Annotated in this window: 20 protein-coding genes and 2 pseudogenes; all 22 read left to right on the top strand. The window is 39.8% G+C overall.

Annotation, left to right across the window (positions count from 1 at the left end; all coding sequences use genetic code 11):
* Positions 1 to 74: 74 nt before the first annotated feature.
* On the top strand, positions 75 to 320 hold the full coding sequence (locus AACL61_RS05005; RefSeq protein WP_035168919.1) for an AbrB/MazE/SpoVT family DNA-binding domain-containing protein: 246 nt from the start codon (positions 75 to 77) through the stop codon (positions 318 to 320).
* Positions 317 to 712 (top strand): type II toxin-antitoxin system death-on-curing family toxin, encoded by a 396-nt coding sequence (locus tag AACL61_RS05000; protein ID WP_086141294.1) that lies wholly within the window; start codon positions 317 to 319, stop codon positions 710 to 712. Before AACL61_RS05005 ends, AACL61_RS05000 begins: the two co-directional genes overlap by 4 nt.
* An 87-nt stretch (positions 713 to 799) precedes the next feature.
* On the top strand, positions 800 to 2,176 hold the full coding sequence (gene rlmD / locus AACL61_RS04995) for a 23S rRNA (uracil(1939)-C(5))-methyltransferase RlmD (protein ID WP_339111070.1): 1,377 nt from the start codon (positions 800 to 802) through the stop codon (positions 2,174 to 2,176).
* A 114-nt stretch (positions 2,177 to 2,290) separates the two neighbouring features.
* Positions 2,291 to 2,431, top strand: a complete 141-nt coding sequence (locus AACL61_RS04990) for a hypothetical protein (protein ID WP_339111069.1) — start codon at positions 2,291 to 2,293, stop codon at positions 2,429 to 2,431.
* Between the two features lie 141 nt (positions 2,432 to 2,572).
* Positions 2,573 to 3,307: an ApeA N-terminal domain 1-containing protein gene (locus AACL61_RS04985; protein WP_339111068.1), complete on the top strand. Its 735-nt coding sequence runs from the start codon at positions 2,573 to 2,575 to the stop codon at positions 3,305 to 3,307.
* A 65-nt stretch (positions 3,308 to 3,372) separates the two neighbouring features.
* Positions 3,373 to 3,819: a HEPN domain-containing protein gene (locus AACL61_RS04980; protein WP_339111067.1), complete on the top strand. Its 447-nt coding sequence runs from the start codon at positions 3,373 to 3,375 to the stop codon at positions 3,817 to 3,819.
* 143 nt (positions 3,820 to 3,962) lie between these two features.
* Positions 3,963 to 4,499, top strand: coding sequence for a helix-turn-helix domain-containing protein (locus AACL61_RS04975; protein ID WP_339111066.1), 537 nt, complete (start codon positions 3,963 to 3,965; stop codon positions 4,497 to 4,499).
* On the top strand, positions 4,499 to 4,942 hold the full coding sequence (locus tag AACL61_RS04970; protein ID WP_231125402.1) for an IS3 family transposase: 444 nt from the start codon (positions 4,499 to 4,501) through the stop codon (positions 4,940 to 4,942). The genes AACL61_RS04975 and AACL61_RS04970 overlap by 1 nt, the downstream gene beginning before the upstream one ends.
* 18 nt (positions 4,943 to 4,960) lie before the next feature.
* Positions 4,961 to 5,185: pseudogene (locus AACL61_RS09905) on the top strand (DDE-type integrase/transposase/recombinase); the annotation flags it as partial.
* Positions 5,177 to 5,395 (top strand): IS3 family transposase, encoded by a 219-nt coding sequence (locus tag AACL61_RS09900; RefSeq protein WP_423245876.1) that lies wholly within the window; start codon positions 5,177 to 5,179, stop codon positions 5,393 to 5,395. The pseudogene AACL61_RS09905 and the gene AACL61_RS09900, both read left to right, overlap by 9 nt.
* Positions 5,396 to 5,717: 322 nt before the next feature.
* Entirely contained in the window at positions 5,718 to 6,212 is a 495-nt protein-coding gene (gene tpx / locus AACL61_RS04960; RefSeq protein ID WP_003671718.1) for a thiol peroxidase, read from the top strand.
* A gap of 91 nt (positions 6,213 to 6,303) precedes the next feature.
* Entirely contained in the window at positions 6,304 to 7,020 is a 717-nt protein-coding gene (locus tag AACL61_RS04955; protein ID WP_339111065.1) for an NUDIX hydrolase, read from the top strand.
* A gap of 102 nt (positions 7,021 to 7,122) precedes the next feature.
* Complete coding sequence (locus AACL61_RS04950; RefSeq protein ID WP_339111064.1) at positions 7,123 to 8,553, top strand: nicotinate phosphoribosyltransferase; 1,431 nt, start codon at positions 7,123 to 7,125, stop codon at positions 8,551 to 8,553.
* Between the two features lie 10 nt (positions 8,554 to 8,563).
* A complete protein-coding gene (locus AACL61_RS04945) occupies positions 8,564 to 9,109 on the top strand; it encodes a cysteine hydrolase family protein (protein WP_181462192.1) in 546 nt (181 codons plus the stop codon).
* Between the two features lie 234 nt (positions 9,110 to 9,343).
* Positions 9,344 to 9,940 carry a TetR/AcrR family transcriptional regulator gene (locus tag AACL61_RS04940; protein WP_339111063.1) on the top strand — a complete coding sequence of 199 codons (597 nt, stop codon included), beginning with the start codon at positions 9,344 to 9,346 and terminating at the stop codon, positions 9,938 to 9,940.
* Positions 9,941 to 10,100: 160 nt separating this feature from the next.
* Positions 10,101 to 11,957, top strand: a complete 1,857-nt coding sequence (locus AACL61_RS04935; protein WP_339111062.1) for a heavy metal translocating P-type ATPase — start codon at positions 10,101 to 10,103, stop codon at positions 11,955 to 11,957.
* A gap of 62 nt (positions 11,958 to 12,019) precedes the next feature.
* A complete protein-coding gene (locus AACL61_RS04930) occupies positions 12,020 to 12,256 on the top strand; it encodes a heavy-metal-associated domain-containing protein (RefSeq protein ID WP_102816246.1) in 237 nt (78 codons plus the stop codon).
* The gene (locus AACL61_RS04925) at positions 12,249 to 12,794 is read left to right on the top strand and encodes a DNA-binding protein (RefSeq protein ID WP_139561393.1); all 546 of its coding nucleotides are present in this window, start codon (positions 12,249 to 12,251) and stop codon (positions 12,792 to 12,794) included. Before AACL61_RS04930 ends, AACL61_RS04925 begins: the two co-directional genes overlap by 8 nt.
* A 24-nt stretch (positions 12,795 to 12,818) precedes the next feature.
* Positions 12,819 to 13,457 carry a Crp/Fnr family transcriptional regulator gene (locus tag AACL61_RS04920; RefSeq protein ID WP_339111061.1) on the top strand — a complete coding sequence of 213 codons (639 nt, stop codon included), beginning with the start codon at positions 12,819 to 12,821 and terminating at the stop codon, positions 13,455 to 13,457.
* Positions 13,458 to 13,665: 208 nt separating this feature from the next.
* Positions 13,666 to 14,148, top strand: a pseudogene (locus tag AACL61_RS04915) (NAD(P)H-dependent oxidoreductase); the annotation flags it as partial.
* A 172-nt stretch (positions 14,149 to 14,320) separates the two neighbouring features.
* Positions 14,321 to 14,491 carry a hypothetical protein gene (locus AACL61_RS04910; RefSeq protein ID WP_339111060.1) on the top strand — a complete coding sequence of 57 codons (171 nt, stop codon included), beginning with the start codon at positions 14,321 to 14,323 and terminating at the stop codon, positions 14,489 to 14,491.
* Positions 14,475 to 15,080, top strand: coding sequence for a hypothetical protein (locus AACL61_RS04905; RefSeq protein ID WP_339111059.1), 606 nt, complete (start codon positions 14,475 to 14,477; stop codon positions 15,078 to 15,080). The genes AACL61_RS04910 and AACL61_RS04905 overlap by 17 nt, the downstream gene beginning before the upstream one ends.
* Positions 15,081 to 15,087 lie beyond the last annotated feature (7 nt).

Genomic DNA, 15,087 nt, shown 5'->3' with positions numbered 1-15,087 from the left:
CAATTATCTCCTACTCGATTATAATAGACATCTCGTAATCACTATATGTTATAATGTGATTACGAGGTGATAACATGCAAGAATTAAATAATAGTTCAAAATTCTTCAAATCTGGTAATTCTTTTGGATTGCGATTAACTAAAAATGATCGAGAAAAAATGCATGCTAATCCTGGTGATGAATACGAGAAAACAATATCGCCGGATGGTAAAGTAATAACATTTAAGAAAAAAGAACAAGTTGATGATAAAACATTAGCAATGATTAATCAGTTATTTGATGAAAATAAAGAATTGATGGAACGGTTAAAAGATAAATGATTTACTTAACAAAAGAAGAAATTATAATGGTGAATCATCAGGTATTAACACGAACAGGCCAAAAATATATGGGAATTCAATATCCTGAAGGTTTATCTGTTATAGTTGAGCAACCCCAAATGACAGTTTTTAATCGTGAACTATATCCATCGATTTGGTTAAAAGCTGCCTATATAGTACAAAAGATAACCAAAAAACATATTTTTATTGACGGCAATAAGAGAACAGCCTATTTATGCTTATTATTATTCTTGAAGAAAAATAGTTGGGAATTACATTTAAACGCAGATGAAGGTGAGGCATTTGTTGTTCAAATAACCTTAGCCGACGATTCCGAAGAAGAAATGATAGAAATTGCGCACTTTTTAGAAAAGCATTGTGTAAAAGCATAAACGGTCAGCTTCATAAAGAGGAAGTTGGCCGTTTGTTTTGTTATAATAGGAGAAGTTTGTAACGTTGAAATTAATGGAGGAATAACTTTGAAATTAAACATTCCAGTACATAAAAATGAAGAATATCCAGCGAAGGTAGTGGATTTATCTTACGAGGGCAATGGGGTCGTTAAGATTGATGATTTTCCCGTCTTTGTTCCTAATGCCCTTCCTGGTGAAAAGATTACGGTAAAGATCACCAAGGTAACCAGCCACTTTGCTTGGGGACGGGTAATGGACTGGCATACGAAGAGTCCAGACCGCGTTAATGTTAAGGATAAAAAGTACATTCAAACGGGAATCGCGCCACTTGGTCATTTGAAATATGATGCCCAGTTGAAATTCAAGCAACACCAAATTCAAGAATTATTGGCCAAAGCACACTTAGATGAGATTGAAGTTTTGCCAACGATGGGGATGGAAAAGCCTTATCATTACCGCAACAAGGCCCAAGTACCAGTAAAAATGGTTCGTGGTCAATTAGAAACCGGTTTTTATAAGCGGGGGAGCCACAATTTAGTACCAATTGAAGATTTCTATATCCAGGATCCAGAAATTGATAAGGCCATTGTGGTTGTCCGTGACTTATTACGGCAATACCACATTACACCATATGATGAACAAACTGGTAAAGGTGTGATTCGCACAGTAATGGTTCGGCGGGGATACTACAGCCATGAAATGATGGTAGTCTTAGTCACGAATACGAAGCGGCTGCCAATGGAAAAACAAATCGTGGATGGTATCGTTGTCGGAGTGCCAGAAGTAAAAAGCATTGTGCAAAACATCAATGATAAGCGAACGAACCGCTTGCTCGGCGATAAGAATAAAACATTATGGGGTGCTGATGAAATTCATGATCAGCTCTTCGGGATTGATTTTGCAATTTCACCATTATCCTTCTACCAGGTTAATCCGCAACAGACTGAACGCCTTTACCAAACAGCCATCGACAATGCAGGCTTGGACGGTAATCAAACCGTCATCGATGCCTATTGTGGAATTGGCACGATTTCCCTGGCAGTAGCTAAGCATGCTAAGCAAGTTTACGGGGTCGAAATTGTTCCAGCGGCGATTGAAGATGCCAAACATAATGCCAAACGGAATGGTATTAAGAATACTAAGTTTGTTGTTGGTAAGGCCGAAGAACAATTTGCTAAGTGGCAAGCAGAAGGGCTCAAACCAGATGTTGTCATCGTTGATCCACCGCGGAAAGGTCTTGCGGAAAGCCTGATTGAAGCTACTGGTAAGATGGGACCAAAGAAAGTGATTTATGTTTCCTGCAACCCAGCTACTTTAGTTCGGGATATCAAGCGGTTCGCTGACCAAGGCTACCATGTAACAAAGCCGATTCAGCCAGTGGACCAGTTCCCACAGACGACGCATGTGGAGAGTGTTACGGTGCTGGAACGGACAGAAAAATAGCTCATAAACCGTGTCATGGCGGCATTTACGGATAATTAAAAGTGTACTTTTTCCTTTCAGAATGATTGGAATTAGTACACTTTTTCTATTTGGGGCTGGAGGGTCGAGTGTTCTATGTCCTATTTCGATAGTCGAGTAGACGAATGTCCATTTTGGCAGGTCGTGTTGATTAGGGTAGTGAAAAGAGTTGGAACAGTTGATATGGTAGCGTTTGTGGCATTTACCAAAATCGGTCAGTTTGGTACTAAGGATTGAGTGGACGAAAATAATATTGAATTTATGCTAATTCGGTTAAAATGTCGAAAATTCGCAGGAGAGTTATATACTCGACATATATGACAAAAATTATTATTTTAAATACACATAAACATAATGATTACGAATGAAGGTGCTTTCATGAAAAATAAAATAAGTGATATGAATATGTTTCAAAATTTTAAGGTAAAGGCTTGCTGGTTTCTTAATGATAATCAAAATTCTGGCTCTTACGGTTTATTAAAATATAATGCTGGTCAGGAATCTGTAGTCGAGATATCACCTGCTTTTTGTGATGAAACTGAACAATTTAATAGTCCATCACCATATGATATTTGTGGGATTTCTGAATATGGGGAAATTATCCGCGGAACTGGATACAGAGTAGGTAGTTCTTTCAATCATCCGGGATTAAGTATTGAAAAGATTCAATTCTTTGATTTTTCTGTTGATAATTTTAGAGATGATAGTTTTTCTCCAAAATTAGTTAATTTTTCGGCTACAGATTTTAATTATTGGTTTCCAAATCAGAAGTTTTCAATTCCTGATAAAGGATTGGGGGTTATTATTGAGACTACTAAAGCAACCGAAATAGGAAAGATTAAATACGATAATGTCGATTATATTTTGAAAATAGGGTATGCTAGCTCTTCAGAACCACAAAATTATAATCATAACTTTAATATTCGTATGAATACATTTCTTATGTTAGAGGCAGATCAAGCTTTAGCAGAAAATAAAACTTTACAACTGATACAAAAGATCATTGAAATGTATGAAATTATTGCTGAACCTGCGAGCTTAAAAGATGTTTGCTATATAGAAGAAAACAAGAAAAGAAAACTATTTCTAAATCCTAAATATAAAAATTTCTAGATAATAAATATAGTCCCAATCTTTTCTTTTTAGACTATAATGATGTCCAATCGGAGTTGCTTAATGTGATAAATAATTGGGTGAGTTCCTCTAAAGAGTTACAGTTACTGGTGGATGACTATTTGTTAACGGTTAACTACAGGTCGGTAATTGAAAATGATCTTGTCAATTATACACAAGGCATTGAATCGTATTTTAGAAATGAACGTCTTACTTTGAGGGATAAAATAAACAAATTTATTGAGGGATTACCTGAATCCTATAGAGAACTATTATCTGAACACGTTGGAAATACAGATGATTGGATTGAAAAGCTTGTAGACACAAGGGTATTCCTAACACACGGAGATAGAGAAAATATGGCGGTATCTAATCCTTATAAGTTAGTGCAGATGACAAAAATATTCGGCTTTATGGTTAGAATCTTTATTTTACAAAAATTAGGGATAACCATTGATAAACCAAAGATACTTAATAAATTTAAGAATGTTCTAACTACTCATTACTATTAAGCAATACGAACTTGCTGTAAATTAGGTTTAATAAAGATCAGAATGTTTAAAAATAGCACCCAGCCAAAAAGACTGAGTGCCGAATAGGATATCTGTCAACTGGTATGGTTGACTAAAGATCTAGCGATTGTGGGGCACTTTTTATGACTAAATATAGTTCTGAATTCAAGGTAAAGCTTGTTCGTGAATGGGCAACAGATGGCTTAAGTTCATACCAGTTAGCTAAAAAATATCATCTTAGTCACCATTATATTCAGTATTGGATTGAACAAGCCAGACTTCAAGGAATCACCAGCCTTCAACATCGTCGCGTGAAGCGAACCTTTAGTGCTGATTTCAAATTGAGCGTGATAAACTACTATCAAACTCATGAGGAATCAATGGCGATGGTAGCAGCCAAATATGATCTCTTGCCTAATCAAATTAGTCATTGGAAACGAGATTTTCATCAAGGCGGTTACCAGGCATTAAAGCCTCATCCTAAAGGTAGGCCACCTAAAGCGAAAAAGAAAAACCGGAAAGCGCTAAAGAAACAAGTCAATAAAAATGAGATTGAACGACTTAAGGAAGAATTGGCGCAAACCAAACAAGAATTGTATGACGTCAAAATGGATCGGGATATTCTAAAAAAATCGTTGGCCCTGTTCGGACCCTCAAAGCTCGACAAAAAACACAAATAGTGGATCAGATCAGGGCTCATCAAGCTAAGCTTCCTAAGAAACAGCGTCACTCGGTTGGTAAGCTCCTCCAAAGAATCTCATTATTGAGAGCAACTTATTACGATGAGCGGAAGCGCATCGCTAACCCTTACGATAAATACGCTCAAGTTAAACAACGAGTGTTGGCGATTAGCAGGCAGGGGCTTTATCGCGGACGACGAACCTACGGTTATCGTCGCGTGAAAGCTTTACTTGATCAAGACGGGATTCACTTAGCCGACGCCACAGTTACCCGCATCATGCGTCAGCTAGGTGTTCAAGTAAGTATGTATAACCAACACCGTAATGGTAAATATTCGTCATATCGCGGTACTGTTGGAAAAATTGCACAGAATGTTCTCCAACAATCCTTTACAGCAACGAAACCATACCAAGTCATCCACATCGATATCACTCAGATATGACTAGCTAATCAACAGTGGGCTTATGTTTCAGCTATGGTTGATGAAGCTAGTAAGGAAGTACTGGCTTTTCAAGTAAGTCATCATCCTAATCTACAACTAGTCAAAAGTACTATTGATGAATTACTGCAAAAATTACCTGATAATGCCCATCCTATTATTCATTCAGATCAAGGATGGCAATATCAGCAGGTTTACTATGCCAAAACACTAGCTAATCTTCATTTTGTTCAAAGCATGTCCCGTAAGGGCAATTGCCATGACAATGCGCTCATTGAGAGTTTCTTTCACCTATACAAAACGGAATTATTTAATGGATTTACGCCATGTAAAGATTTTGGAGAGTTCAAAAAGCTTTCCTTAAACTATGTATATCGTTTCAATAACCAACGAATCTCTTTAAAAACAAAAGGCATGACACCGGTTGAATACCGGAACCATGCCTTACGAGTTTAACTATTTAACTTTGTCTAACTTTTCTGTTGTACTTCAAATGACTGGTATATCAATATTTATAGGCATTGTTTCTATGTGTTTGCAGTTGCATAATTTATAAAATTTAGGAGAATTCACCTTAGTATGATGTATTGAAATATAAAAGCAGTTAGTTAACACATTAAGTCCTTTTAGAAGGTAACGCTGCCTATTTTAGGTTAAAAGATACCTTGCCTAGCCACACAGCTCATAAATTTTCTAAAACAATGAGTATAATCAATGCTTTTTAATTGCGTTTTTGATATACTGTACCTAACTAAAATTAGAAAAGGAGTTGCTAAGAATGGAAATCACAATTAATGGTGAAAAGCGGCAATTAGTAGGCAATCCACCAGCTGTTGGTGACGAATTCCCACACTTCAAGGTTTTTGATAAGAATGGTGACAAGGTTAAGACCCGGCAATTGCTTGGCAAAATAACTCTCTTAAGCGTTGTTCCAGATATTAACACCCCGGTTTGTAGCATTCAAACACAGCGGTTTAACTCAACAATGGACCAATTCCCAGAGGTTAATTTCCTGACCATTTCAACTAACACGACTGAAGATCAACAGAAGTGGTGTGCCGCTGAAGGTGTCAAAAACATGGAATTGGTTTCTGACAAGGAAGAATCCTTTGGTTACGAATCAAAGCTGTTAATACCAGATGAAGGAATCCTTGCGCGGTCAGTCTGGATTCTTGATCCGGATGGGAAGGTTGTTTACCGGCAAATTGTAACTGAATTAACTGATGAACCAGACTACGAAAAAGCAATTGCTGAATTAAAGAAGTTAATTTAGATTAAATCAATAACTAAGGCCGTCCTTAGTTGTCGATTTTTTTATTATTGTGATTCTTGATTGCGCTATAATATTTTGTAAGGTGAAAGAGATGGCTGACAAAGTTGTTGCGCGTCCGCTAATTACGATTGCAAATATTATTTGGAGTTTTAATCCCCTGACCCATTTACCACAAGTCCTGCTGGTCAAACGGGCTTATCCGCCATTTGAGGGCCACTGGGCTTTACCAGAAACCCTATTGCGGCGGGATGAAAGTGCTGACGCTGCCTGTATCCGCCTGATTAAGGATAAAATGGGTGTTCGTCTATCAAACAGTGCTACCGAACAGTTGGCAACCTTCACCGATCCCGACCGGGTAAGCGGTGAGCGGGCCTTGGCGATTGCCTACATGACTTTCTTACCGACAATGCCGCAACTGAGGGCCGGGTACGGAGCAACCGAAGTCGGGTGGTTTAGTCTTAACTTTGACCACGGGAAGTTTATCTTGCAAAATGGTGACTTAGTTTTGAGTTTGGCTACAGGGTCGGCGCTAGCATTTGACCACCACCAAATTATTAATACGGCCATTGTACGAATTAAAAATAAACTGGACTACCAGCCAACCATTTTACAGATCTTAGGACCGACTTTTACCCTTCGGCAAGCCCGCGAAGTTTATGCTACTTTCCGCCAAACAACGGTCGATCAAATTGATAATTCTAATTTTAAAAAGACCCACCAAAAACTGTTTAAGGAAGTTGGTACCGCCGCAACAAAGCGGTCAGGCCGGCCACCAAAGTTATTTAAACTGGCACTACCTTGCGTCTAAAAATAAAAGTGCTACAATCAGTGATGATAAAAGTTCAATATACTTTTATTTTTGCGGTAGTTAAAGTATTTTTTACCTAAATTTGTTAGGAGTTATTTAATAATGAAGCATGAATTATTAACCGACATGTATGAGTTTTCAATGGCCAACGGTTATTATCAAACACTTCCCCACGATAAGCAGGCGCGCTTCGACGTCTTTTACCGTAAGGCGCCCGATGATGGCAGTTTTGTGATTAGTGCTGGATTGATGCAAGTAATTGATGAAGTTAAGAACTGGCACTTTTCAACTGATGACATTGCTTATCTGCGGTCCCTTAACCACTTTAGTGACGACTTTCTCTTTTACTTGACGGCAGCTCACAACCGCTGCTCAATTAAGGCAATCCCAGAAGGTACGCCAGTCTTCCCACAGGAACCAATTCTTAGTATTAGTGGCCCACTAATTGATGTCCAACTTCTTGAAACCCTGATCTTAAACATCATTAACCACCAATCATTGATTGCAACGAAGGCATGGCAGATCACCAGCGTTACTGGCGGACGCCCAGTAATGGAATTTGGTGCACGACGGGCGCAGGGGCCTGATGCCGCAATATATGGTGCGCGGGCTGCCATTATTGGTGGGTGCAGTAGTACCTCCAATGTGCTAGCTGCCAAGCTGTTTAACCTTCCGGCGGTGGGGACGATGGCCCACGCCTGGATTGAAAGCTTTCCTGATGAATTAACGGCCTTTCGTGCCTGGGCAAAAATTTACCCTGACAATGCTGCCCTGTTAGTTGATACCTACGATGTGGTTAACTCTGGGGTACCGAACGCAATTAAAGTCTTTAAGGAATTGCGGGCAGCTGGCCACGAACCGGTTGGTATCCGCATCGATTCTGGTGATATTACCCAGTTGGCAACCAAGGCCCGGAAGATGATGGACGAGGCTGGTTTTACCAACGCTAAGATTACTGCTTCAAACGCCCTTGATGCCCACATTGTTAAGTCATTGCTTGATGAAGGGGCACCGCTGGATAACTTTGGGATCGGTGAGCGACTAATTACCAGTTCATCCAGTCCAGTATTAAGCGGTGTTTATAAAATGTCGGCACTAGAAAATGATGGCAAATGGGTGCCAAAGATCAAGATTAGTAATAGTCGCGAAAAGATTACGCTCCCTGGGAATAAGCAGGTTTACCGGCTCTACGATAAGCATGATCCCCAACACGCTGTTGCCGATGTAATTGCCCTGGCTGACGAGCAGATTGGAACCGAAATTGCGGCAATCAATGCTGACGTTCACGTCACCCGGAAGAAAATGATTCTAACCAACTTCATTGCTAAGCCACTGCTTAAGCAAGTTTTGACACTGGAAAAAGCGGCGCCAATTGAAACCGACACTTTTGCCATCCAGCATTTTGCGCAGACCGAATTAGCGCAGCTGCCGGCGGCTACTAAGCGGTTGCTTAATCCGGACCGCTTCCCGGTTTATTTAACCAAGCGGTTAGCTGACTTGCAACAAAAGCTGGTTGATGAGGCACAAAAATAAGGAGTTAGCAATGACTAAAGCATTATTAATTATTGATTATACAAACGATTTTGTCGCTGACAATGGTGCGCTTACTTGTGGCAAGCCAGCGCAGGAATTAGAAGATTATTTGGTTCAGCTGGCCAACCGTTTTTACCAAAATGGCGACTACGTAATTTTCCCGACTGATGCCCATTGTAGGGACCGGTTTAGTCCAGAAGCTAAACTCTTCCCGCCACATAACGTGGTCGGTACGCCTGGTCAACAGCTATACGGCAAGGTTAATGACTGGTTTGAACAACATCAGGCCAGTGACCGGGTTTACCAGTTTAATAAGAACCGCTATTCATCATTTCAAAATACTAATCTTGATAACTACCTGCGAGAACGAAAAATTGATAACTTGTGGATTACAGGTGTTTGCACCGATATCTGTGTCCTGCACACCGCAATTGCCGCCTATAATTTGAACTACCAGATTACGATTCCGGTTAAGGGGGTCGCCACCTTTACCAAGCATGGTCAGGAGTGGGCGCTTGACCATTTTAAGAATTCACTGGGTGCGACGCTGGTTTAATGAATTTTGACTGCCTGCTATGAAGTAAGAACCCCAGTACTTGAATATTAAAATTAGTTCTTTTCATCGGGGCTGTTATTGGTTTATGTTTAATAAAGTTAGGGACGCTATTACAGAATAAATGAGTAAAAATGTAAACTGAGCGTGTAAGAAAACCGAGATTTAATGTAATAATATTGCCGACCGTCTATAATGAAAACGCTTAGTCATATGGAATAGGAGTGGCAAGGATAAATGGACGTTCGGACAATCAATACTAAAAACCGAATCCTCAATGGATTAATTAAGGTTTTATCAACACAAAAGTTAAGTGAATGTCGAACTATCGATATTATTAATCAAGCCGAAGTTAGTAAGAAGACCTTTTATAATTATTTTAAAAATAAGAAGGATTTTATCCACTGGGTAGAGACGAATATCCTCACTAGCTTGAAAAATGCGCTGCAAAAAGACCGGACATCACTAGAAGATACTCATAATGCATCAGAACAAAAAATTATGGAATTAGCTAACTCTGCTTTTAATGTGACCCTTAAATATTGTGATGATCATAAAGATATATTGGCTGTCTTATTATCGGACAATGGCGATATTAATCTATACCATGCGATTATTAACTTGGCAAACGATGAATTTCTTGAACGAGCTCCGTACTTATTCAACACGACTAGAGCAGAAATTCAAAAGGTCCCTCTCTATAAGTTTTTTCAAACACTGTATGTGGACAGTATTATCAAGTTACTTCTCTTTTGGCTGAATCATCGATCCACAATGAGTATTGATGATGGTAAATATCTTGCTGGACTGATTCAAACTAAATCAAATATTTAATTAATGAAATCATTAGCAAATTAAATAAGTAGAAACACGTATCAAGCCTTATATTTGGTTAATCCAATTATGAGGCTTTTTAAATTACCAAACTTGATGACGGTCAAGTAACTTACTGGCTTCTTTTCTTATACTAAGGACAGTAAAAGGAGGTGCCGATATGTTCAAAGTACAACGATTCCTGACTGAGCAACGGCAAGCATTGGTGATCGGCTTGACCGTTTTATTAATTCTGGCAGAAGCTTTTCGCTTTATCAGCTCAAATAACTTAATGTATCAGATCCTAATGGCCATTGCAGGGGTCATCGGTCTATTGCCGATTTTATTCACAGCCATCTCATCATTAGAGGTACGGCTGATATCGATTGATGTTCTCGTCAGTATTGCGGTGATCGGTGCTTTTATCATTGGCGAATATAACGAAGCGGCGATTGTTACCTGGCTTTTTATGGTTGGTGAGGTATTAGAAAACGCTACTTTAAGGAAGACACGGTCGGCAATTAAGCAGCTAACCGAACTTGCTCCTCAAACCGCGGTGGTGATTGATGAAGATGGCAATACCAGTGATGAGGATGTGGACTTCATTGATCCGGGGGACATGGTCTTAATTAAGACTGGAAATCAGGTTCCAGTCGATGGCACGATCAAGACTGGGACTGCCGTTCTAAATGAAGCCAGTATTACTGGGGAGTCTCGGTTAGTTAAGAAACATCCTGGAGATGCAGTTTTTGCGGGAACCATTTTGGAGAATGGGACGGTGACGGTGAATACTACCGCGGCAGGCGAAGATACTACGTTCGGTAAAATTATTGAACTAGTGGAAGAAGCTCAGGATTCGCAAACGAAGACGCAACGCTTTATTGATCGCTTCGCCCGTTATTACACGCCAGTTGTGCTATTGGTAGCAATTATGGTTGGCTTGATTACACGAGACGTGCGGTTAGCAATTACCGTAATGGTTCTTGGCTGTCCAGGTGCGCTTGTGATTGGTGTCCCTGCATCTACTGTTGCTGGAATCGGTAATGGTGCTCGTCAGGGGATTCTCTTTAAGGGTTCCGATGCTATGGACCGGATGAAGCATATTGACACGATTGCCTTTGATAAGACGGGTACCTTAACTGTCGGGAAGCCGGTTGTTACTAGTGTTAATGTTCTGAACGGAGACCGACAGACGATTATTGATCAAGCGGTAGCAGTTGAACAACGATCGGACCACCCGTTGGCACAAGCAATTGGCAAGCTAGATAGGAAGCACGATTATCAGCCAACCGATATTCAAACGATTAAGGGACAGGGAATCCGAGCGAAAATTGGTGAAGGTGAGTACTTATTAGGTAATCCAACCCTGATTAAAGACCTATTAGGTACCAGTTCAACTCTCGACCAACTCATTGATCAACTGACAAGTGATGGAAATTCGATTGTTATTTTTGCCAGCATGGATCACCATGAATTGGCAATCTTTGGTATTAAAGATCAGTTACGATCACAGGCACAATCGGCGTTACGACAATTAAAAGCGTTAGGGGTCAAACGACTCATAATGTTGACTGGCGATAATGAAGGAACCGCTCATCAGATCGCAGCTAACCTGCCAATCGATGAAGTTCACGCAGCGATGCTTCCTCAAGGGAAAGCTGACCATCTCAAACAGCAACAGGCTGACGGTCATCGGATCGCATTTATTGGTGACGGGATTAATGATAGTCCGGCACTCTCCGCAGCTGATGTTGCAGTGGCAATGGGTTCCGGTACTGATGTTGCAATGGATGTAGCCGACCTAGTACTTGTGAAATCAGATCTGAATAGTCTAGTCACCAGTTTTCGCTTGGCACGGCGAACCATCACCAATATGAATGAAAACATCTTGATTGCCTTACTGACGGTAGTGCTATTGTTTATTGGACTTTTTGTTGGCTATATCGAAATGGCATCAGGAATGCTGATTCATGAGCTTAGTATTCTGATTGTTATTTTGAACAGTATGCGGTTGATGAAACAAATTTCTCAAAATTGATGACAATCAATTTTTATTTACGGTGGCTAAATTACAATGAAAATAACAAAGGAGTGATAACCATGGAAAAAGTAATGATGAAACTTGATGGTTTAACTTGTCCGTCATGCCTAACTAAGATTCAAAAAAGTGTTGAAACCATTGACGGGACCGATGACGTGAAGGTACTGTTCAATGCGGGAAAGGTTAAATTTACACTAGATTTGGCCAAAGCTTCACCCGATGATGTTCAAGCAAATATTGAAAAAATGGGATACACGGTTCAGGAAATTAAGGTAAAGGAGCTATCAGATGACTAGTGAAGAACAGTATCAACAGGAACTAAAACAGAGCGATATTGATCACCATACACCAACGGCAGGGGCGATGACGGGTCATATCATTGCCAACTTATTAATTCATTCACTAAAGATTAGTCAGGCAAAGCTGTTTACGAAAGGGAATGCGGCATTGTTTTTATCTCAATATGGCGATGATTGGATTGCGCATGAACAGGAAGCATTTAATCACCTGAATCAGCTGCTAGTTCAGAATGGTGAGAGTATCCCAACGACGACGGATCAGTTTCGTGAATTTACCATGCTAGAAGAAAGAGGTGCTGATAAGTATTTGCCAGGGGATGACCAATTATTTGCCTTGGTAAAGGATTTTGACACGCAGATTCTCTTTATCACGAAGGCCATTGCTCTTGGCAATAAAGAAGAATGGCCCGAATTAGCAGTAGATTTAACGGAATTATTGTCATGGATCAAAAAGCAAATTGCTTTAACCCAGCGCTTCTTGGGGCATGATTTACGGACGGGGTTGTATACTGAAGAAGATGATGATGACTTCTAACATTAAATGATGGAGGATACTCTAATGAAAGAAGAACTTTGTGTTCACCTGGTTCCGCTCTTTAATCAGTTAAGTTTAGAAAGCCAGCGCCAAGTGGAACAGCTGGTTCATCACCAGCGTATTAAGCGCGGAACAATTGTTGTGAGTCCAGACATGGATGACCGGTTAGTGATTATAAAAAGTGGCCATGGTCGAATGTACCAACTAAGTGAAGATGGTGAAGAACGGGTGCAACGAATGCTGAAGACAGGTGATTATGTTGGTGAAACCTGGCTCCTGGGGGTTGCCAACCATAGTAGTTATGTAGAAATGACTACAGACAGTGATATCTGTATTCTTAATCGGCAAGACTTTATCCAGTTGATTCACCACCAAAGCGAAATTGCCTTAAAACTAATGGCAGGACAGGCAGTAATGATTGAAAGTCTTCGTCAGCAAACACGGCTGATGGGACTGCCAAACATTGAAGAACGGGTAGTGACTTATCTGAAACAATTGATGGTTGATCAACAGAGTTCGAAAGTTAAGCTACCCTTGAAACTCAAGGACCTTTCTTCATACCTTGGGACAACTCCCGAAACATTATCGCGGACGCTTGCTCAATTGGAAGCGGATAGTAAACTCACGCGTCATTTGCGAACGATCCAAATTATTCGTTTATAACTGAAACTTGAAAGCTGATAACCATGTCAAACAGGTGAGGTTATCAGTTTTTTCTACGAAAAATTAAAAAAGCAAGCCCCTTTGGACTATACTTTAAATAACCAAAAACAAAGTATAAAGGGGTCTTGCACAATAAAAAGTATAACTCAAATCCAACATGAACTCGATGGTCAAACGTTAATTTCTAACTTTTTTCGACTAATTGGTTCAATTAATTGACCTTTATGCGGAATATTTTGATCCTACTTATTCTGCGGAAGAACTTTCATTGTATCATCAAGGAGGGACAGTTGATCCCTTGGTGCGCAAATATTTAGAACTCTTAAAATCATGTCGGACAGTGATTTTTATAACTCCTTGCTGGTGGAATAGTATTCCCGGAATGTTAAAAGGGGTTATTGATAAGGTGATGAAAGAGGGCTCCGATCTCTCCCATACGGTAACCAGGACCGGAATTAAAGGGCTATTGACGAACGTCCAGCATTGCTATGTATTAACTACTTCAACTTCGCCAACTTGGTACTTGCGGTTTTTCTGTGGGGATGATATTCAGCGAGTATTTGTTAATACAACCTTGAAACAACTTGGCTTTGAGCATCGGAAGTGGCTTAACTTTGGCGGGATTTCCTGGTCATCCCCGCAACGCCGCCAACGTTATTTGCAAAAAATTGCCCAATATCGATTTAAGTAAAATGGTTAATACTATCAAAAAATTGCTAAAACTGTGGATTAATGTTCAGGGATCATAACTTGCTTGGACATTCTTACAACTGTAAACTATAGATGATATTCCCTTCGCTTTCTTTTATAGAGCGCGAATAAAATTCATTTCTCACACATTCAAAAATAAAGGAGCAATCATCATGGCACAGTTATTTTATAGTCCTGGCCTGGCTGATCGACTACCTTATAATAATACTGGTAAGATTAGCCAAAAACCTTTACGACGGTGGCAGCTTAGTCTGGTAAAGATTGATAATAAAACATACTACCTATTATGTAGAAGAGGAAACTGGTTTGCCAGTCTTTACTGACAAATTAGGCGAGGGTAAGTTTAGTCAAGTTGCCATTAACTTTCTAAATGAAATGCCTTTTTTGGTTGATCCACAACGTACTTGGTTAATGCAGAATGTTTTTTCATTTAATTTATACCGGCCAATCTCATCTGCTGAAAACGAAAAACTTAAAAATTATTTGCAGATAATTGCTAGCCACCAAGCAGAATTTAAGGAAACCCTTAACGATAATGATGATTTTTCATCAACTGAGGATTTCAATGATCTTGTCTACTTATTGTTAGCTCTATCTGGAAATGATCAGGAAGTATTAATGAAATTTTGCCAATTGGTTAATGAAGAATATCCGGTAAAGGTGAAAGCTCCACGACCGGGGGCAAAATATTGTACGATCAAGCCACAATTTAAAGATCCCCGTATTTGGGCGGATGACGAAGGAAAAGCCTCAGCAGATAATCCAGCAACAGTTCAAGCGATTAGCCAAAACAACCAGCAAATGATTGACCAGTTTATCGCCAGTGCTGATGGTCAGTTAATGGGAGATGATAAGACTGCTCGTCGTATCTTGGACCAATTTTTGAACCACTTCATGTTACGCGGTTTGTAAAATTAAG

It is taken from the genome of Limosilactobacillus reuteri subsp. porcinus (assembly GCF_036621895.1).
In the GTDB taxonomy this organism is placed as follows: domain Bacteria; phylum Bacillota; class Bacilli; order Lactobacillales; family Lactobacillaceae; genus Limosilactobacillus; species Limosilactobacillus reuteri_J.
Note: the sequence above shows the minus strand (reverse complement) of the source record. Positions and strands in the feature narration are given on the sequence as shown.